Source organism: Saprospiraceae bacterium (genome assembly GCA_016709995.1).
GTDB lineage: Bacteria > Bacteroidota > Bacteroidia > Chitinophagales > Saprospiraceae > JADJLQ01.
Genome location: JADJLQ010000003.1, coordinates 399,600 through 420,470 on the forward strand (window position 1 = coordinate 399,600; position 20,871 = coordinate 420,470).

At 40.2% G+C, this 20,871-nt stretch carries 13 protein-coding genes and 3 pseudogenes; 10 read left to right on the plus strand and 6 right to left on the minus strand.

The window, feature by feature from the left end; translation table 11 throughout:
* The first annotated feature begins 18 nt into the window (after positions 1 to 18).
* The 9 genes from IPJ09_20605 (at position 19) to IPJ09_20645 (ending at position 14,226) form a co-directional block, all read left to right on the plus strand.
* A complete protein-coding gene (locus IPJ09_20605; protein MBK7373792.1) occupies positions 19 to 1,044 on the plus strand; it encodes a quinone-dependent dihydroorotate dehydrogenase in 1,026 nt (341 codons plus the stop codon).
* 80 nt (positions 1,045 to 1,124) lie between these two features.
* Positions 1,125 to 1,505, plus strand: coding sequence for a methylglyoxal synthase (locus IPJ09_20610; GenBank protein ID MBK7373793.1), 381 nt, complete (start codon positions 1,125 to 1,127; stop codon positions 1,503 to 1,505).
* Between the two features lie 15 nt (positions 1,506 to 1,520).
* Positions 1,521 to 1,790, plus strand: coding sequence for a hypothetical protein (locus IPJ09_20615; protein ID MBK7373794.1), 270 nt, complete (start codon positions 1,521 to 1,523; stop codon positions 1,788 to 1,790).
* A 352-nt stretch (positions 1,791 to 2,142) separates the two neighbouring features.
* Positions 2,143 to 4,395: an aconitate hydratase gene (locus tag IPJ09_20620; GenBank protein MBK7373795.1), complete on the plus strand. Its 2,253-nt coding sequence runs from the start codon at positions 2,143 to 2,145 to the stop codon at positions 4,393 to 4,395.
* Positions 4,396 to 4,545: 150 nt separating this feature from the next.
* Positions 4,546 to 6,537 (plus strand): sensor histidine kinase, encoded by a 1,992-nt coding sequence (locus tag IPJ09_20625; GenBank protein MBK7373796.1) that lies wholly within the window; start codon positions 4,546 to 4,548, stop codon positions 6,535 to 6,537.
* A gap of 8 nt (positions 6,538 to 6,545) precedes the next feature.
* Positions 6,546 to 7,295 (plus strand): response regulator, encoded by a 750-nt coding sequence (locus IPJ09_20630; GenBank protein MBK7373797.1) that lies wholly within the window; start codon positions 6,546 to 6,548, stop codon positions 7,293 to 7,295.
* A 271-nt stretch (positions 7,296 to 7,566) separates the two neighbouring features.
* Positions 7,567 to 12,099, plus strand: coding sequence for a response regulator (locus IPJ09_20635; protein ID MBK7373798.1), 4,533 nt, complete (start codon positions 7,567 to 7,569; stop codon positions 12,097 to 12,099).
* Positions 12,100 to 12,173: 74 nt separating this feature from the next.
* Positions 12,174 to 12,560 (plus strand): response regulator, encoded by a 387-nt coding sequence (locus IPJ09_20640; protein MBK7373799.1) that lies wholly within the window; start codon positions 12,174 to 12,176, stop codon positions 12,558 to 12,560.
* A gap of 43 nt (positions 12,561 to 12,603) precedes the next feature.
* Positions 12,604 to 14,226, plus strand: a complete 1,623-nt coding sequence (locus tag IPJ09_20645; GenBank protein MBK7373800.1) for a GAF domain-containing protein — start codon at positions 12,604 to 12,606, stop codon at positions 14,224 to 14,226.
* A 384-nt stretch (positions 14,227 to 14,610) separates the two neighbouring features.
* On the opposite strand, the gene IPJ09_20650 is transcribed toward IPJ09_20645, so the two are convergent.
* Positions 14,611 to 15,399, minus strand: a complete 789-nt coding sequence (locus IPJ09_20650; GenBank protein MBK7373801.1) for a hypothetical protein — start codon at positions 15,397 to 15,399, stop codon at positions 14,611 to 14,613.
* Positions 15,400 to 15,521: 122 nt separating this feature from the next.
* On the opposite strand from IPJ09_20650, the pseudogene IPJ09_20655 reads away from it, so the two are divergent.
* Positions 15,522 to 17,206, plus strand: a pseudogene (locus IPJ09_20655) (GMC family oxidoreductase).
* 16 nt (positions 17,207 to 17,222) lie between these two features.
* Here the strand turns inward: IPJ09_20655 and IPJ09_20660 are convergent.
* From IPJ09_20660 to IPJ09_20680, 5 genes and pseudogenes are all read right to left on the minus strand, one after another.
* Positions 17,223 to 17,989: pseudogene (locus IPJ09_20660) on the minus strand (ABC transporter permease subunit).
* Positions 17,990 to 18,127: 138 nt separating this feature from the next.
* Positions 18,128 to 18,379, minus strand: coding sequence for an ATP-binding cassette domain-containing protein (locus IPJ09_20665; GenBank protein MBK7373802.1), 252 nt, complete (start codon positions 18,377 to 18,379; stop codon positions 18,128 to 18,130).
* Positions 18,343 to 18,753 (minus strand): ATP-binding cassette domain-containing protein, encoded by a 411-nt coding sequence (locus tag IPJ09_20670; protein MBK7373803.1) that lies wholly within the window; start codon positions 18,751 to 18,753, stop codon positions 18,343 to 18,345. The genes IPJ09_20665 and IPJ09_20670 overlap by 37 nt, the downstream gene beginning before the upstream one ends.
* A pseudogene (locus IPJ09_20675) lies at positions 18,750 to 19,983 on the minus strand (nitrous oxide reductase family maturation protein NosD). The gene IPJ09_20670 and the pseudogene IPJ09_20675 overlap by 4 nt, the downstream one beginning before the upstream one ends.
* Positions 19,984 to 20,260: 277 nt before the next feature.
* Positions 20,261 to 20,803, minus strand: coding sequence for a hypothetical protein (locus IPJ09_20680; protein ID MBK7373804.1), 543 nt, complete (start codon positions 20,801 to 20,803; stop codon positions 20,261 to 20,263).
* Between the last annotated feature and the right edge of the window lie 68 nt (positions 20,804 to 20,871).

A 20,871-nucleotide genomic window follows, 5' to 3' on the forward strand; every position in this document is an offset into this window, starting at 1 on the left:
TATCTTTAATCCGGTACCATGTGGCAGTACATTATCAAACCATTACTCTTTTTATTAAATCCTGAGCGAGCACACCATCTCACACTGGGTCTTTTTAAGATCATGTGTCGAATACCCGGGGTCAGCGCTATCATAAAATCCATCTTCAACCCCAATTATAAGGGAGATCCGATCCAGCTGTTTGGGCTCACTTTTCATCATCCGGTAGGCTTGGCAGCAGGGCTGGACAAGGATGGTCAATATATAAAGGAGCTGGCTTTGTTAGGGTTTTCTCACATAGAGATTGGTACGGTCACTCCGGGGCCTCAAGACGGCAATCCCAGGCCCCGGTTATTCAGGCTGCCCAAAGATCAAGCTTTGATCAATCGTATGGGATTTAACAATGAAGGAGCCGCTGCTATGGCGCAAAGGTTAAAAGCACTACCAAAAATACCCAAGCTGATCCTTGGTATCAATATCGGAAAAAACAAGGATACTCCCCTGGAGCTGGCCCATGAAGATTACCTAAGCTGTTTCGAGACTTTGTACCCATACGCGGATTATTTTACCATCAATATCAGTTCGCCAAATACCCCTGGACTGAGGGGTTTACAGGAAAAGGAACCTCTTATAAAATTATTATCTGCGATCCGGGTTGCCAATTCGAAAAAGGCTATACCTCGTCCGGTCCTGGTCAAGATAGCTCCCGACCTTGACGATTTGCAATTGGCTGAAATAAAAAACATCATCATCGAGCAATGCATGGATGGCCTCATCATGGGCAATACGACATTAGATAGATCAAACCTGAACACTTCGAGTGCTATATTGGATCAAATTGGGCCGGGTGGATTGAGCGGGCTGCCGGTCTTTGAAAAGTCCAATAACAGGCTCTCAGCGCTGTCCGCTTTGCCCGGGGCTATACCTTTAGTTGGAGTCGGAGGTATCCTGGATAGTAAAAGTGCCCAAGAAAAACTATCCCGGGGTGCCAGCCTGGTGCAAGTCTATACCGGCTTTATCTATACCGGGCCGGGTATAGTAAAAAAAATCTGCAATGCCTTTTGACCATGTTTGAGGGTTAAAGAACGATGAATATCCGGCAATACAGATAAACCCGATATCACATCGATGGAGTAATTTGCAGTATGAATGAGAAGAATAAGAGTATAGCCCTGATAGCCCATGACGGCAAAAAACTGGATATGGCTTCGTTTATATTTAAACACTATACCTTGCTCAAGGGTATGACTCTTTTTGCTACGCATACTACGGGTACCTACATTGAGCGGGAAGGCATTCCTGTCAAAAAACTACTTTCAGGGCCTCAGGGAGGTGATGCACAAATCGCTGCTATGGTCGCTGAAGAAAAATTGGATGCAGTGATTTTTTTTAGAGATCCCCTCAACGCCCATCCACACGAACCTGATGTACAGATGCTCATGAGAGTCTGTGATGTTCATAATGTCCCACTGGCCACCAATCCTGCCACTGCTGCCATGATCATCGATACCCTGGCTCAGATTTAATAAAAAATTTTTTCTATGGAGACCGGCTTATTGTTATGGCTATGTTTGAATCTTGCCCTTTATATCATTGGAATTGTGCTTTTTGGGCAAGGACGATCTACTTTAGCTTCCGTCATTGTAGCGTTGAGTTCTGTGGCTATACTGATCCCGAGTTTAAAATCATGGTTTGGACCTGAAGCTATTTGGATGATCCTTTGCACAGGCGGGCCTGCCTTATTGTTGATGTATGTGATAGCCAGGGCTCTGGCCAGAAGGATCTCTAGCTCAGCAAGTGATCGACTGTAAGCTATTGATCTACGGGCCCGCTAAGCGGAATTGTAATGAATTGCGATTTCGCTAAATATAAATAATTTTTAATACGCGAAAACGTATTAAATATAAATGATTCCGCGTTATATAATGTCTCTTTTTATCTCCTCATAAGATCAAGCAGTGCCTCTGGCGACTATGATAAATAAATGCAAAAGGGTAATTATAGGCTAATAAAAAAGAGCGAATCTATCGATTGCTTTAAAAATCTACTTTGAAAACCCTATATTGGCTAAATCCGTTAAACGGTTTTTGATTATTTTTGCGAATTCTAAAATATATCTATTAAAACAATTTTATAAGCATGTCGACTCCATTTGATCTCAGCATGATAGAGGAAGTATACAAAGCCTTCCCGGGCAAAGTTGAAAATATTCGTAAAGCACTAGGTCGGCCATTGACCCTGGCTGAAAAGATATTATATACGCATTTGCACGCAGATTCTCCCCTGCAAGAATATCAGCGGGGCGAAGATTATGTGTTTTTTGCCCCTGATAGGGTAGCGATGCAGGATGCAACCGCCCAGATGGCCCTTTTACAGTTTATGTTGTGCGGTCGAAATAATACCGCCGTACCGTCCACTGTACATTGTGATCATTTGATTCAAGCAAAATTTGGCGCTGAGACAGATCTAAAGACTGCATTGGACAAAAATTCAGAAGTATTTGATTTTTTAAGTTCTGTATCGGACAGATATGGTATCGGCTTTTGGAAGCCTGGTGCCGGGATCATCCATCAGATTGTCCTTGAAAACTATGCTTTCCCGGGAGGGTTGATGATTGGTACTGACTCTCATACTCCGAATGCAGGTGGTCTTGGTATGATCGCTATCGGTGTAGGAGGAGCAGATGCCAATGATGTCATGTCAGGGATGCCCTGGGAGCTCAAAATGCCCAAGCTTATTGGGGTAAAGCTTACCGGTAAGCTCAATGGATGGACTTCTCCAAAGGATGTGATATTAAAGGTAGCGGGCATACTAACTGTAGAGGGAGGTACTGATGCCATCGTTGAATATTTTGGCGAGGGTGCTCAGTCCATGTCATGCACTGGCAAGGGTACCATCTGCAATATGGGGGCTGAGATAGGAGCGACTACTTCGACTTTTGGTTATGATGAGTCTATGGGAAGATACCTCCGTGCCACCGGGAGGACAGTGCTCGCAGACCTGGCGGATGGCATTGCTTCTGAGCTTACGGGAGATGCTGCTTGTTATGCCGAACCGGGTAAATATTTTGATAGAGTTGTTGAGATAGATCTTTCGTTGCTCGAGCCCCATATCAATGGACCGTATACCCCTGATCTGGCATGGCCTATTTCGCGATTTGCGCAGGCTGTAAAAGAAAAAGGGTACCCAGCAAAGCTGGAGGTCGGCCTCATTGGGTCATGTACCAACTCATCATATGAAGACCTTGATAGGGCAGCTTCTATCGCCAGGCAAGCAAAGTCTAAAAAATTAAAAGCCAAGTCTGAATTCACCATTACTCCAGGTTCTGAGCAGATCAGATACACTGTAGAGCGCGATGGCATTCTGCATGCTTTCGAGGAGATTGGGGGCGTGGTCCTGGCAAATGCTTGTGGACCTTGCATCGGTCAATGGGCGAGACATACGGACGATCCAAACAGGAAAAACTCTATTCTCACCTCATTTAACCGGAATTTTTCGAAGAGAAATGATGGCAATGTCAATACTCATGCATTTGTAGCGTCTCCTGAGATCGTCACTGCAATGGCCATCGCAGGCACGCTTACTTTTAACCCATTGGAGGATACTTTGATCAATGAAGATGGTCAGGCAGTCAAGCTCGATCCTCCTACCGGTGATGAATTACCCACAAAAGGATTTGAAGTTAAAGATGCTGGTTACCAGGCTCCGTCTGCAGATGGTGGCACCGTGTCCATAGTAGTCAAAGAAGGAAGTGATCGACTACAATTATTAACTCCATTCAAACCGATCACCAATGACCAGGTACAAAATATGCGGGTCTTGATTAAAGCCAAAGGCAAGTGCACGACCGACCACATTTCTATGGCAGGTCCGTGGCTCAAGTATCGTGGACATTTGGAAAATATCTCTAACAATTGTCTGATCGGCGCGATCAATGAATTTAATGGCGAAGCCAATAGAGTACTCAATTTTCAGACCAATGAATACATGTCAGTACCTGATTCTGCACGCACTTATCAAAAAGCAGGTGTCGGCACAGTGGTGTTTGGAGAGTATAACTATGGTGAAGGATCATCACGGGAGCATGCAGCGATGGAACCACGATACCTGGGGGTCAAAGCAGTGATCGTCAAATCTTTTGCCAGAATTCATCAGACCAACCTTAAAAAACAAGGTATGCTGGCCCTGACATTTATTGATCATGCGGATTATGAAAAGATCCGACAAGACGATGTAGTAGATATTGTAGGATTTGATGATTTTGCACCCGGACAGAATCTTACTGTCGTGTTGAATCATGCAGACGGCACTGAAGATAGATTTGAAGTAGAGCAAAACTACAATGAAGCGCAGATAGATTGGGTACGAGAGGGTAGTGCTTTGAATAAGATCCGAAGAGAACTGGGGGTGAGTTAGCATTTACTTACGATTAGTCTATAACAACAATCACAGGAGCAGCATCCACTTGCGCTTCAGATTAGTATCTAATTTGTAATAGATGTAGATGTTGTGATTCATTGAAAAGTAATTATTCAGATTGATCATGAGCTATTGAAGCCATTTTAAATGAGACTATTTTTCTCCTGTATTTGTATTTTATCCTACACCATCACTATTGCGCAGCTGCTTGATTTGACAAGATCAGTACCATATGCATCTGTATTCTCTGAGACCGATGATTTTGATTCATCTTATTTGACCCAATTAGAAAAAATATACTACGGGGATCTGCCAGATACAATCAGAATGGCGGTTGGCAATGATCTTGCTTATTATTGGCATACTCGTAACCTTGACAAAGCCAATATCCTTGCTCATCAAGTTTTGTCTTTTGCCAATTTAAAGCACAGTGAATTTTGGGCAGGTCGACTCCAGGTAACGTTAGGCGCAATCTTATTGAGGCAGGAAAAATTGGACTCCGCTTATGCCATGCTGGAAACTGCCAAAACAAAACTTCAAAGAAACGATTGGTCTTTATTGCTGACTCAACTTGGATATGTCTATGAGCGTAAAGGGGAGTTGAGTATAGCGGCAGAGTATGCTCTGGAAGGTTTAAAGCTCGGTGATTCTACTCAAGATCTAAAGACCCAGGCAATGGCGCTCAGTGATCTTAGCAATTTATTCTGGAAACAATCAAAGTTTGAACAAGGTCTTCAATATGGGCTGCAATCCGAAGCACTGTTTAAACAGCGAGGTTTAGAAGATATGGATTATAGTTTTACACTCTATGTGATTGGCAATAATTATATGTATCTCCATGATTATCCTAATGCGGAAAAATATTTTTCACTTGCGTTAGCTCAAAGTGACCGATATCAGTTTTATAATAACCTGGCAGACATTTATATAGCTCTATGCGAATTGTATACCATGAAAAGAGACTTTGAAATTGCTGCAATTCAATCCAAAAAGGCGATTCAATTTTCTACATTACTGGATAACCATTTTATGCTTATGAGATCATGGCTTTCCCTGGCCAAAGTTCAGAATCTTATGCATCAGCCTGATGCATCCATTAAAAGCATAAATACTTGTCTGCAAATAGCTACTGTTAATTTTGGAGATGAATTTTTTTTAAATCAGGCCTATAAGGAGTTGAGTATCGCTTTTGCGAGTAAAGGGCAGTATAAAGAGGCCTACGAAGCTTTCAAACAATTTGATACTCTAAAAGATAGTGTATTTACAATAGAATCTGACCAAAGAGTATCAAAACTCCAAACTGAATTCGAGGTGGCTCAAAAAGAGAGTACTATCAAAACACAGCAGGTAGCGATAGCACAGCAGAAACGATTTCAAATATTGCTTTACGGTGCATTAAGTTTATTAGGTGTGATTTTAACTATCCTGTATCGAAACTACCGAATCAAAAGAATTTTAAATGCAAAATTGGAATCGGTCAACAACCATCTTGAACAAAAGAACATTCAGTTAGATGATCGCAATTCTGAAAACGAACTGCTTTTAAAAGAGATACATCATCGGGTGAAGAACAATCTCGAAATCGTATCCGGTCTGCTGGAACTTCAAGCTGCGCAATCTGATTCTCCTTCTGCGCAGGCGGTGATGCAAGCAAGTCAAAACAGGGTGCAGTCAATGGGTATTATTCATCAAAAATTATATCAAAAGGAAAATTTAGCGACCATTGAAATGAAAGATTATTTTGCTCATCTCGCGGAGAGCATTCTTGACACTTTTAATGCAACTGACCGTATTAAAATCAACTGTGACATGGCTCCCATGGAATTAGATGTAGATGTTGCAATACCTATGGGATTGATAGCCAATGAGTTAATAACGAATTCTCTCAAGTATGCATTTGATTCCGGGCCTGGACAGATGGTTATTGGGATACAACCTGCCCCAAAGTCCGACCGAAATAATTCCTTTGAATGGGTTTTCTTTGTTGTGGATAATGGGAAGGGCTTCACTCAGAATGATAAACCTCAAGGCACAGGATTTGGTACAAATCTGATACATTTACTAGTGAAACAATTGGAGGGTAGATTGGAGTATGAACTGACCCATGGCTCTAAAGTTTTGCTTTACTTTAATACTTAAAGATCAACTTGATTACTTTAATCCCAAAAATATTAATCGTAGAGGACGAGATGATCATCGGGGCGAAAATCTCTATGTATATCACCAATATGGGTTATGAAGTGATCGGATTATTGGCCAAAGGTGAAGAGGCTCTGGTGCATATAAGATCTAATCGTCCTGACATTATTTTGTTAGATATCCGTCTTAAAGGTGAGATGGATGGTATTGAAACCGCTCAAGAGATGCAGCTAGAGTATGATATCCCTGTAATTTATATCACAGCAAATAGCGATGATGTTCATTTTAATAGAGCAAAATCTACGAGACCTCAGGCATTTATCTCCAAACCAGTGAAACGACTAGACTTACATCGCGCCATTGAACTTACACTAGCCAGGCTAGAACATGAGCAAAAAGAAATTTTGCATTACGAAGAAATTCCTTTGCCAGCTACTGAAGCTCAAAAATGGTTAGCAGTTCTGGAAACTACTATCCGTGATCATATCGCTTCTCAGCAGCTTACAGTAGATTTTTTGGCTGAAGCCTTGCACATGAGTCGCGCTCAATTATTCCGTAAGGTGCAATCTGTCGCAGGTATGACTCCATTACAGTATATTCAGGAGATTCGCTATGATCATGCTCGCACTTTACTGGAGCAGAGAAAGATTAACAATGTAAAAACTGTGGCAGCAGCTATAGGCATTCAAAAAGTCCAGTATTTTTCAGAACAGTTTAAGCTAAGATTTGGCAAGTTGCCATCGGAATATTTAGAGTGAGAGGATACCCAAGGTAGTAGTCCTGTTTTCTGACCGGACTCGATAACCTTTCAAGTTAGCATCAATGGCTTGATACGATAGAGGTATACATATGAGACTATTGGGGTAGGTTTGATATATTTGGGGTGCTGTTTTGAGACTTTTCAACCGGCCATATTTTTAATATTTGTGATGATGAGTATATAATTAGGTCCTACATTTTTTGCGGACCTGTAAGAGAAAATTACCTGTTTAAATATCCACCCTGACCTAAATTCCTAATGTGCCAAAAATGATTATTGCCAATTCCAAATCAGTTCCAATCGGTTTTTCTGCTGTTTATATTTCTATTTGCCATTTTACATTAAAAGGTTTAAGGCTTTTAGTGAGTTTGCTTCGTGGTGTGTTGTTTGCCTGGTGCGTGCTACACTTTGATCAAGCTGCAGCTCAGTCAATCGAACAAAAGGGGCTTCCGTTTATCACCAATTATCGGTACCAGGATTACAATGCTGATGGAGTGAATTGGTGGGTGGAAGAAGACAGTCATGGTGTAATGTATTTTGCAAATTCTGTTGGCATTCTAACTTTCGATGGTCAACATTGGGGTCTCATTAAACCAAACGGAAATCTGGAAACAAGGAGTCTGGTAAAGGGTCTGGATGGAAAAATCTATGTTGGCACTAATGGAGACCTAGGATTTATGGATAGTGATACGAAAGGCAAATTGCAATTTGTTTCACTTAAAGATAAGCTACCGGAACAGCATCGCACATTTGGTGAAGTTTGGGAAGCGCAGCTTATTGAGGGAAAGGTTGTCTTTCGAACTATTTATAAAATATTTGAGTGGGATGGTACATCATTCAAAATCATCGAGAGTAAGGAACCTTTTCATGTAGGTGGGTCTGTGAATGGTAAATATTATTGCAGAATATGGAATAGAGGCCTTTGTGTACAGCAAGGCGATAGTTTTCACGTAGTGCCTAATGGAGGAAGATTCGCTACTGAACGCATCTATGCCCTCCTCCCTTATGATAATAATCGCATGCTCATTGGCACTCGCACACAAGGTCTCTTTATCTACGATGGCAAGGATTTCGTTCCTTTTAAAACTGAGGCCGATCCTTACATCTTTAATACGAGTTTATATGGTGGCCTGGTCTTAAGTAATGGGCTGATCGCGCTCAATACTTTTAATGATGGCATGGTAATAATTGATCATCAAGGCAAACTTATTCAACGCATAGATAAGTCTGTAGGGCTGCAAGACAATTCCGTGGATAATCTATTTGAAGACAGCCGAGGTAATTTGTGGATGCCACTTTTTAATGGTATTGCCAAAATCGATTTGCAGTCAGCCCTAACCTATTATAATGAAGCACAGGGGTTGCCCGCTAAGACCGTTTTTACGATTGGATTCAACAATGCCTTCATGTATGCAGGTACAAATAATGGGGTATTTGTACTCAATAAGTCAACCAATAGATTTGAGAAAGTAAATGGCACCAGTGGCCAAATTGGTAATTTTTTAATAAATGGTAAGGATCTCTTGGTAGCAGGAGCAGAGAAGGGGTTACTCAAATTAGTGGGCGATAAATCATATACCCTAATTCAAGGCACTAATTATGATTTTCATATCGGAGGGATCACAAGATCCAAGCTGGATTCAACTGTACTCTATTGCAATTTGCGTTCTGGCATGGCCATAGTCCGATTCAACCCGTCCACATCCGGCTATGCTGTAGAATCATTTGCCAAAGGTTTTAGAAGTGGTTCTATTGTATCAGAAACAAATGGTGGAAATATTTGGATAGCAGGCGATAACCCTAATGAACTCAAATTGGTGATTCCGCAAAGAAAGGACGGCAAAGTGACCCTAACTGAGTCTTCTGTTGAATTATACAATTTTAAACAAGGTTTGCCTGTTTCACCCGTGTCCATATCAGAGTTTGATGGAGTCACCTATTTTATTGCTGGTAAGGATTCAATATTTGTTTTTGATGAAGCTAAAAGGATATTTATTCAGGACACGGTCAGTTTTTTAAAAAATTATATTGGTTCTAATATCTTTAATGATGGTACTCTGGAGAGTTCTAAAGATAATCTTGGTAGGGTTTGGGCTAATTTTGGAACAGGGGTTTTCGTCAAGATTCCTTTGGCCGGTGGAGGATTTAAAATTGTAAACACCCCATTTAAAGGCTTGACTAAGAATTATCCCACCTGGGGTATTTTTCATGATAGAGGAGTTCAGGTAAAACAACCTGCCTGGTTTACTGGTAGAGAAGGAATCATCCGATATGATGGAAATCTGGAAGAAACCAACTCAGGATCATTTAAGTCGATTATTCGTAAAATCCTTTTGAATGAAGATTCAACCCATTTTGTTGGCCTGGAAATACCAACTGCTGAAAATATACTAAACCATAGTTGGAATACGCTCCAGTTTGAATATGCTGCCCCATTCTTCAAGCAAGAGAATGAAACAATGTTTTCTACTTTTTTAGAAGGCCGCGATAAAACCTGGAGTGATTGGAGCATACAAAGTTTTCGTGAATATGGCAATCTCCCATCCGGATCATATAATTTTCGGGTGAAGGCAAAAAATATTTATGATGTGGAGAGCACCGAGTCCAATTATGCTTTTTATATTTTGCCTGCTTGGTATGCCTCCTGGTGGGCCTACCTTTCCTATGCATTGCTAGCAGGTTTGGTCATCTATTCGTTGGTCAGGTGGCGGACATATCAGCTTCATGAAAAACACAGGGAACTTGAGAAAATAGTCAATAGCAGAACGCTTGAACTTAAATTGAAAGCTGATGAAAATGCAAAACTATTTGATGAAACTGCCCATTTATTATCTGAAACAAAACAAAGGGCCGCGGAACTAAGTACTGTGAATAATATAGGTAAAGCGCTTACCTCTCAATTAGATTCGCATGATTTAATCCAGATGGTCGGCGATCAGCTTAAGGATTTATTCAGAGCTAATATCGTATACCTTGCTCTTCATGATAAGGATTCAGACATGCTTCATTTTCCTTACCAGTATGGAGAAAATCTTCCTCCATTAAAATTTGGAGAAGGATTGGCTTCGAAAATAATCAGGTCCCAAGAACCCATACTCATTAATAAAGATTTTGAAGCATCATCAGAGCTGCTGGGCGTCAAAAGATTGGGTATAGCCGCCTCATCTTATCTCGGTGTACCCATACCGGTCGGTGATGAAATCATAGGCGTGTTAAGTGTTCAAAGCACGGAACAGGAGAATCGATTTAACGAAAATGATCTGCGACTTTTATCGACTATTGCATCTTCGGTAGGTGTTTCCTTGAATAATGCTACCCTATTCGATGAAGTAAAACAAGCCAAACTTGCTGCGGAAGAATCAGGCAAAATGGCTGAAAGAGCCAATGAAGCCAAGAGTGCATTTTTATCTACAGTGAGTCATGAATTGAGGACTCCACTCACTTCTGTGCTTGGATTCGCCAAAATCATCAAGAAGCGCCTGGAAGAGAAGATATTCCCTTTGACAGACCAGTCAGATCCTAAGACCACTAAAACGATACAACAGGTAAGCGAAAACCTTGGAGTCGTAGTATCAGAAGGGCAGCGTCTGACCACTCTGATCAATGATGTACTCGATCTGGCCAAGATAGAAGCTGGTAAAATGCAATGGAATGAAGACGCTGTATCAATGCAAGAAGTAGCTGAGACAGCGATTGCAGCAACCTCATCACTTTTCGACCAGAGATCATTGGTTTTGATCAAAGATATCGATGATTCGTTGCCAACTATCGTAGGAGACAAAGACAAACTCATCCAGGTAATGGTCAATTTGATTTCGAATTCGGTTAAGTTTACACCCACAGGTACGGTTACATGTAAGGTGCTGGCAGTTCAGAATGAAATTTTAGTGAGCATAGCAGACACAGGCATCGGCATAGCCAATAAAGATCATAGCGTTGTGTTCGAACAATTTAAGCAGGTTGGTGATACACTTACTGACAAACCCAAAGGTACTGGTCTCGGACTTCCAATATGCAAAGAGATTGTAGAACATCATGGAGGTCGTATCTGGCTTGAAAGTGAGTTGGGCAAAGGAAGTACATTTACATTCTCTATTCCGACCGGTAAACCAAGCACGCCTAAACCCATGCTACTCGACGCTTTACTCAAACAATTGAATGAAGAAGTCGCCCGATCTCAGCAATATATTAAAGGAAAAGCATCTAATATCCTCATAGTAGACGATGACGATTCTATCAGATCTTTATTGCAACAAGAGCTTGGTGATGCAGGTTATTTTATCCATGAAGCGAGGAATGGAAAAGAAGCCTTGACAAGAGTGCGGGATCATAGGCCAGACCTTATCATCCTGGATATCATGATGCCGGAGATGAATGGATTTGATGTAGCGGCAGTACTCAAAAATGACCCTGCCACCATGGACATACCAATCATCGTCTTATCTATCGTAGAAGACAAAGCAAGAGGTTTCCGTATAGGGGTAGACCGATATTTAAACAAACCTATTGATACTAATGAGTTATTCAATGAAATAGGTAGCTTGTTGGATCAGGGTAAATCAAAAAAGAAAGTCATGATCGTAGATGAAGACATGGCTACAGTAAATACTTTGACAGAAGTATTAAAAGCCAAAGGTTATGTAGTAATGGAATCGGATGGTAAGGAATTGGTCGAAAAAGCATTGGCCAATCCGCCTGATATCATGATCATTAATTCCCTGATGTCTACACAAAAGGACAGCCTGCATGCTTTGCGATTTGAAAAAGGAATGGAAAATGTTTTATTTCTCCTATATCAATAGCATTGGCATGAATAGATTTAATATTCTTATTACTTGAATTCCAACAATTTTTTCAAACTTTTCTAACTATTAAGATGTCAAAGAAGATATTAATTGTAGATGATGAATTTCATATTCGTATGCTCATTGAACAAACTCTGGAAGAGCTTGAAGACGACGATGTAGAGTTTTTTACTTCTGACAATGGTGAGTCGGCATTACATCTCATCCAAACAGAAAAGCCGGACCTTGTATTTCTGGATGTAATGATGCCTAAAATGAACGGTATGGAAGTATGTCACCTTGTAAAACAAGACGAGGCTTTAAAAGATGTATTTATTATATTACTCACTGCGAAAGGCCAGGACTTTGATCGACAGAAAGGGCAAGAGGTAGGAGCCAATATTTATATGACTAAACCATTCGATCCCGAAGCCATTCTGTCAAAAGCAAGGGAAATCCTCCAATTAGACATTTTATGATTTTCGGATAATTTCTTGATCTAACCCAGATTACCTTTTATACATGACCAGGATAAATTTAAAAAATATTATTCTTAAAAATCATCAGATTAATGCTGTTATTCTTGGGTTGATCAGTCAATTGAATGGTGCTATATCGATTGAGGATCATGAGGGTAATATCCTTCTTGGTAAATCGAAAGGAGTTCTTAATAACCCTGAATTGTCGCTGCCATTGCTTTCAGAAGGAGTAGCCGTTGGCTATGTACATGGTGTTGGTGCTGACATTATAGCCCATTTGGTTACATTTTTGATACAAAAAGAAGCAGAAAAAAAGAAATTGGGGTCAGAAGTGCTTAACCTTTATCAGGAGCTTAATGTTATTTATAATTTTTCAGAACAGTTAACTCAGACGATAGAGCCTGATGTCATAGCTCAGATTACCTTGGATCAAGCTGTGCATTCAATACCCTCTGAAGGTGGGGTGATTGTATTATGGGACGAAAGCACGCAGCAATTAAATGTACCCGCTGCTTCCGGACTACACTATTTTGATACTGCTGCGATCAAGGAGCATACTGACTTGCTTTTCAAAATTGGTTTGAGTGGACAATCGGAGATTCTGGGAGATATCAGTGCTTTAAAGACAAGTGGTATGCTAGCTGAGGATGTCAAATCCATCGTCTACGCAGCAATGAAAGTAAAACATCGAATCATGGGTGCGATCATTTTGGCGGGAGAGAAAGAAGACCAATACAGTGCAGCCCATCTTAAGCTTTTAGTGACTCTTGCATTACAATCCTCAACGGCTATTGAAAGCGCCATGTTGTTTGAAAAAAATATCCGTGAAGTCAGAGAAAGAGAAGAAGCTATACTCCGCATTCATGAAGTGACTAAAAAGTTCGTGCCGCACGAATTTATTCGGGCATTAGGTAAAGAGTCACTGCTTGATGTACAGTTGGGAGACCAGGTAGGAAAAACGGTAACCGTATTATTTACTGATATTAGAGATTTTACTTCGCTTTCTGAAAGAATGACTCCTGAAGAAAATTTTCGTTTCGTATCTTCCTTCAATGAACGATTGGGTCCTATTATTAGATCTCATAGAGGATTTATCAATCAATACCTGGGGGATTCGATTATGGCGTTGTTTCCTGAGGAACCAGAGGATGCATTAAAGGCAGCCATCTCAATGCAACAAGCCATTGACGATTTTAATAAAGACCGGATCGCCATTGGGCTCGAACCGATCAAAGCTGGAATCGGCCTGCATACGGGTCCATTGATCATGGGTATTACTGGAGATGAATATAGACTTGATGCAGCTACCATCTCTGATACAGTCAATACGGCATCGAGAATTGAGAGCCTTACTAAATATTTTAGATCACCTTTATTGTTAAGCGGTGATACTCTTCAACTTATTCAAAATCCATTAAGATATAATGTAAGGCACCTCGGGAAGGCACAACTAAAAGGAAAAAACAATTTAATCAGTATAGTAGAATGTATTGATGGATATTCTATCAAGGAACGGGACCTTAAAATGAAATCATTGAATATTTTTAAAGATGCGATGAAGCAATATTTGGATAAAAATTTTGCAGAGGCCATAACGTGTTTTGAAGCTATCCTTGAGCTTGATTCTAACGATTTTACGGCAAAAATTTTATCAATAAATCAATAGAATATCAAATCAATGGCATTGCAGAGAATTGGACTGGGGCTATGGAGATAGCTATAAAATAAAGTGCGATCAAAAGAGGAAGTTGATTGAACTTTAAATCTCTATTCACTTGAGGGTATATTGCATTTAGGAATTATTTAAACTGGCAGAAAGTGTATCTTCCATAGGGTTAAAAATAAATGCATCCGGGGTGGTCAATGTGAGGATGACTTCCTTACTCACAGCAGAGGATCTCGACAAAGCGACTAAAGTGGCCTATAAAGCGCCGGGTACTAAGTAATATTTTGAGATAATATTTTTATGACCTGCTGTCAATTTACAACAGTAAGATAGTCCAGGCAATGCCAATGGGATGACTTGAGTTATGCTGAGTATACCGATGCATTATTGTGTCGAAATATATTTTTGTACCACTTCAATTAATTTTTCGGCGTTTTTTGATAATACATCTGCGCTTTCAATCCACCAGGCACTTTCTCGGATCAGGCGTTTGATTAAAGCAATTCTTTCTGGATGATCTTTTAATAATACGATCGGATCTTTTAATCCAGCCACATCAGAGGTAATGACGCCGTCAGATTCAAGTGATTTCTGCCAATCATTGATAAGGTCTTCCATAATACCCCGTATTCGGATATTCCAGGCATTATAATAGTTGGTAATAGCGATTTTTAAATTTTTATCATTTATGCTGGAATACATCCCGGTATTTTTCAGCTCATTGATTGCGGCTTGATTGGCTGCGACCATATTAGACCGGTGGGACCACAAAAAAGCTTCTGTGATAAATTTTTTATCATAATTTTCAGGAATTGCGGACTTCCAGATAAAATCGTTCTTATAAGGAGGAATAGTATGTCCATCTTGCGCAGCATCATAGCTAGAGGCACCAGCCATTTTTAGAAGATAGATGAAGGCATGAAATCGAAACGACTCCAATTGTTGCATCTGTTTGAGCGCAGCTTGATCTTGTTGAAGATTTTCTACCAGGTTGGTCAAGACAAGTTTGAGTGATGTTTGTTTTTTCATTTGCTCATTCCAGTTATTAATTTGGAGAGCAATGAGGATACCAATAACCACTAGAATGATCTCGCCGATGGAATATTTGATATAAGCAGTAAATTTTTCACCGGCAAAAAGACTCAAGCGCAGATGTCGAAATAGTTTGATCATTTTTTTTAATCAGAGGATTTGGAAACTAAATGTAACAAGAATTATGAAGGCTGCAACTGCCCAATATTATTCTGCAAGTCTACCACACCAATTAATTTGTGACATTTACTTAACTTCCCTCTATGGAAACCACATTCGACGCTATTGTCATCGGTTCAGGGATCTCCGGAGGCTGGGCTGCAAAAGAATTTTGTGAGAAAGGATTAAAAACGCTGGTACTCGAACGGGGAAGAGATATCAAGCACATCAAAGATTATCCGACAGCGACCATGGCTCCCTGGGATTTTAAGCATCGCGGCTGGGTCGACAAAGCATATATGGACAAAAATCCATTGATCAGCAAAGCTGCCGGCTTTGGAGACGATACCAGGCATTTTTTATTCAGGATGCAGATCATCCCTATATTCAGGAAAAGCCCTTTGATTGGATCAGGGGATACCAGGTGGGCGGCAAATCATTAATCTGGGGAAGGGCCTGTCAGCGCTGGAGTCCCTACGAATTTACAGCTCCTGAAAGACAAGGCTATGGCATGAACTGGCCGATAGGATATCAGGATGTAGCTCCGTGGTATAGTCACGTAGAGAAATTCATCGGTGTATGTGGTACCAAAGATGGGATAGAAGCTATGCCGGATGGAGAGTTTCTACCTGCGTTTGGGTTGAACTGTGTCGAGTCGCATATGCGCGATAAAATAAGGGAACATTTTCCTGACAGGCATATGGTAGACGCACGCTGGGCAAATATCACCAAAGCTGAACCAATACACCTCGAGCAAGGTCGTGGCAATTGCCAGGCACGCAATATGTGTATGAGAGGATGTCCATTTGGAGGTTATTTTAGTTCTAATTCTTCCACACTTCCATGGGCGGCTAAGACAGGAAATCTCACTGTGCGGCCACATTCTGTCGTGCATTCCATCCTGTATGATGAAAAGACCCAAAAGGCATCCGGGGTCAAAATCATTGATGCGCTTACTATGGAAGAGCACGAATACCACGCAAAAGTGATTTTTGTCAACGCCTCAGCTTTGAACAGTAACCTTATCCTGCTCAATTCAAAATCCGCCCGCTTTCCCAATGGTCTTGGCAACGATCACGATTTATTTGGTAAATATGTGGCCCATCACAACTATAGATCTGGTACGGGCGCGGATGTCAAAGGGTTTGAAGATAAATATTATTACGGCAGAAAGCCCACAGAACCCATCATCGCCAATTACAGAAACCTCGGCAAGCAAACTATGGACTTCGTAGGTGGTTATACCATTTTCACCGGGGCTTACAGATCTCGTGGTAAAATGATAGAGGGTCCCCAATTTGGGGAAGACTACAAAGAAGCCCTCGGTCAACCCGGAGGCTGGCATACTTATATGTACATGCAAGGCGAAACCATTCCCAAAAAGGAAAATCATGTAAGACTAAGTGATACGGAAAAAGATCAATGGGGGATACCACTCCTCATTACATCTGTTGGTTATGATGACAATGATGTTCGCATGGTAAAAGACTTTATGCAGGAAAGCAAAGCCATGATGGAGGCAGCAGGCTGTACCAATATCACCTCCGGTGACAATCATCAGGCTCCCGGTTTAGACATCCACGAAATGGGTGGATGCAGGATGGGTACTGATGCAAAAAACTCCATGCTCAATAAGTGGAATCAAATGCACCTCTGTAAAAATGTTTTCGTGACTGATGGGGCATGTATGACCAGTACCGGCAATCAAAGCCCTTCTATCTTATACATGGCATTGACTGTCAGAGCAGTGGATAGAGCGGTCAGTGAGTTGAATAAAAGAAATTTATAGCACGGGTAGTGTTCATTCACAAATCCTTCCGCTTAAATGCTCTTAGAGATATCAAAATGGCACTATCGCCCATATCAGCAATATGACCACAGTATACAGTGAGCCAAAATAGCCACCGAAGAATTTTTTATACACCGCGCCTGTATAGCCCATTAAAGCACTAATATCCATTTTGAGCATGATAAATATTCTAGCTAAATCGATAGGGTTCAATGAAGCAAGTGCTATGGTAAATTTCTCTATAGGATAATCACTAAGGGCGAATATCAATAACATGAGTGCTCCATCATAGACCAGAGAGAAAAATAGCCATACCAGCAAAACAAGGCCTATGCCTCTGGCTTTGTCCCTGGCCAATACAGATGACAAAAATGCCAATGATGTAAAAATAAATACCAGGATGCTGCCTGCAAAGATTACAGTAAATCCAATTTGGTTAAACGAATATATGAAAACCGGAATACCGACTCCCATCAAAAAAGCACTCAATAATGATAAACTCACGCCTAAATATTCACTGACCAGGATTTTTGTTCTACTGATAGGTTGTGACAGCATCAATTCTATAAATTCGTAAGAGTTGTAATAATGTATAGTTGCAAAAACCATACTGACTAATGGCAGAACAAAAAGAATGATGGTCATCAGGCTCATGACTGCTTTAGATTGATTTTCTTCAAGTTGGAACAGAGTGATGGAGACGAGGAGGAGAAAAAGAGCAAATGCGGAAATGATCTTATTATTTAAGATGTCATATAATACGTATTTGGTCAATTTTAGCATTGCAGTTTTTTCGTTGTGTTTATTTGGTTTAAGCTAACCGGGCAATGTAATTAGGTCAGGTGAGCCGATTTCATGATCTGGGCAATAGCTTTGCTAAGCTTGGCTTCACCGGTTGACTCCTGAGAGTATTTAAATCTTTCAAAACATTATTTGGCCATCTTGTAAATACATTACATGGGTAGTGATATCATCCAGGTCGCTTAATATATGAGATGTAATAACAATCAGTTTGTTTTTTATTTTTTCCTTGTTTACTTTATCTTTAAGTATTTCAGAAGCGACTGGGTCTAGCCCGGCGGTAGGCTCGTCGAGGATGAGCACTTTCGAATCAAACATAAAAGCGATGGCTGCACTTACCTTTTGCCTGGTACCTCCGGACAAGGTGCGCATAGGCTTTCAAACATCGATCTTAATTCAAAGCTATTGATCAATTCTGTATCCAAATGTTCTTCATGTACATTTCGAATATTTCGTAACATCTGGAATAATTGCCCCATTTTCATGTTGTCAGGATATCTTCCTATTTGAGGCATATAGCCGATTTGGGATCTGTATTGAAAGTCGTTATAGATCGATTTATTTTGAAATAATATTTGGCCTTCATTGGGTCGAATCAATCCTAATATCGATTTAATCAAAGTGGTCTTGCCAGAGCCATTGGGGCCGATTAAGGATATTACCTGACCTTCTTCAAAAGTGACACTGATGTCGTCCAATGCAATGAGGTTTTTAAATCTTTTACACAGGTTTAATATCTTGATCATAATTTGAGAGGGCGCATGATGGGATAGGGGTCAACTAAATTTTCTGGCGTAAGACTAGGTATTGCTTTCTCTACCTTGTCCAGCAAAGAAACAATAAAACTTCGCATCAAAAGCAAGGTGTTGGGATTATGTTCGATAAGCATTGAATATAAACTGATTGGATGATAGGGTATATCACCATAACCGTCTTTGTCGAGGTCATACCCCTCATATTTATCCCAATAATTATTTGTAAAATTACTCATCACCATGGTTCCATTGGTAGCTACATCAAAAGTATTTCCCTGGAAATTATTATTTGAAATTATATTGTCTGAACAATTGGCCTGGACTTTGAGTGCCCAGCCATTGTCCTGGAACTCGTTGTTTTTGACCTCAATTCGATTGCCACCTTCCATAAAAAATGCCAATAGTGTTTTTGATAAATTTGTTGTTGAGCAGGTAGCTGTCAGAAATATCTTTGAGGAGTATGCCATAGGAAGCTGTGCCCCAGTTTTGTTCGAATATATTTCCTTCCATATGTACATTTTTGGTATACATGACGGCTACCCCGGTGCCATTATTGTAAAACCAATTTTCTATATAATGATCGTTGTGTGAAAACATAAAGTGCAATCCATACCGTAGATTGTTTTTACTCTTATTCTTTTTTATAAGTGATTCGGTCACAAATTCGAGGTAAATGCCATCACGATGACCTTGAATAGTATTTTCTTCAATGATAATGTGATTGGATTTCCAGATATGGATGCCATTGCCAGCGCTTTGCTCTGAAGTAGACTGACCTGTGATAATATTTTGATATAGATTACAGTTCCTGCTATTGGCGATATGTATTCCAAAATGAGCATTTTCGATGCGATTATTTTTTATCAAAATATTTTCAGCATCGATTACACTTATCGCTGCATAATCATTTGAAGAGGATTTTTTAGAGTCTTTGATGATAAAACCTGAAATCGAAACATTCTTTCCCTGGACTACTATATTCTCTATTTTATTCTCTCCATCTAATACCGGAAAATCGATGCCGATCAATACAATCGATTTTTGAACTTGAATAATGCCGGTATACGTACCCGCGGAGACTTGGATAGTATCCCCTGCTTGAGCTACATCGATGGCTGTTTGAATAGAGTAATATTTATGACTTTTGCCTACATTTAAAATATTTGCCTTTGTTGAGTTAGTATGGCATAGTATGAAAAGGATGAAACCGAGATATCTCATAAATCAATCTGGCTTTGACAACAAAGCATCCCATTTGAGGATTTCTCCGGGATATTTAGTTTGATGATTTTGGACGCTGGATAAATCAGCAAAGCTGCATCATGACTGTTCATAGGACTTTTTAAATCAGGACTAATCAAGAACCAAGCGGAATCCACCGGTATGAAGTGGTTTGATTTGAGATAATCCATTGTCAATGCTTGGCTTATTATTCATCCACTTGAATTAGTTTTAAGATGTTTTATCATGCACCCTATATCATCAAATTTTTAAAAGTTTACCTTTTTTTAGTTATAAGCTCTCCTCCATATTTAGTGTCTACAATACCCATTTTGCATACCTGGCAAGCGTCGACTCCTATTACAAAAGGTTCAGAGGAAGTTTTGCAGGAAATCAGCATTGTGCTGATTATCAAAAGCAGTGCGGTCATCTTGGGACTTTGTGATTTGTGTTTATACCATTCAAATAACCAAACTAACGAAGCAAGGGCCACTGCACCAAAGACAATCCATCCAGCTACATCAGGAAAAGAGTAAGCATCAAAATTTAATAACCTTTTATGTCCAAATACTGGAGGTTGATAAGACAAGCCTGGCACCTGAATAGCAGCTTTAGGATCAAGATTATGTCCGTATTCATAGCCCCATTTGTATAGATCATAAAATACGAATAAACCTCCTACCAGAGAAAGCAATATGTACGAGAGTAGAATTTTTCGCTTGCCTGTGATAGCTGCAGTTAGACCTAAGGCTATAAAAAAGGCGACTACATAGGACATAAATTTGAATTCTGGAAACATGTCTGCAGAGATATGTTTCATTCCAATATAGTGATTGAGCCCATTTATAATATCGACATCCCGGAGAGTTTGTTGATCCAGATATACAT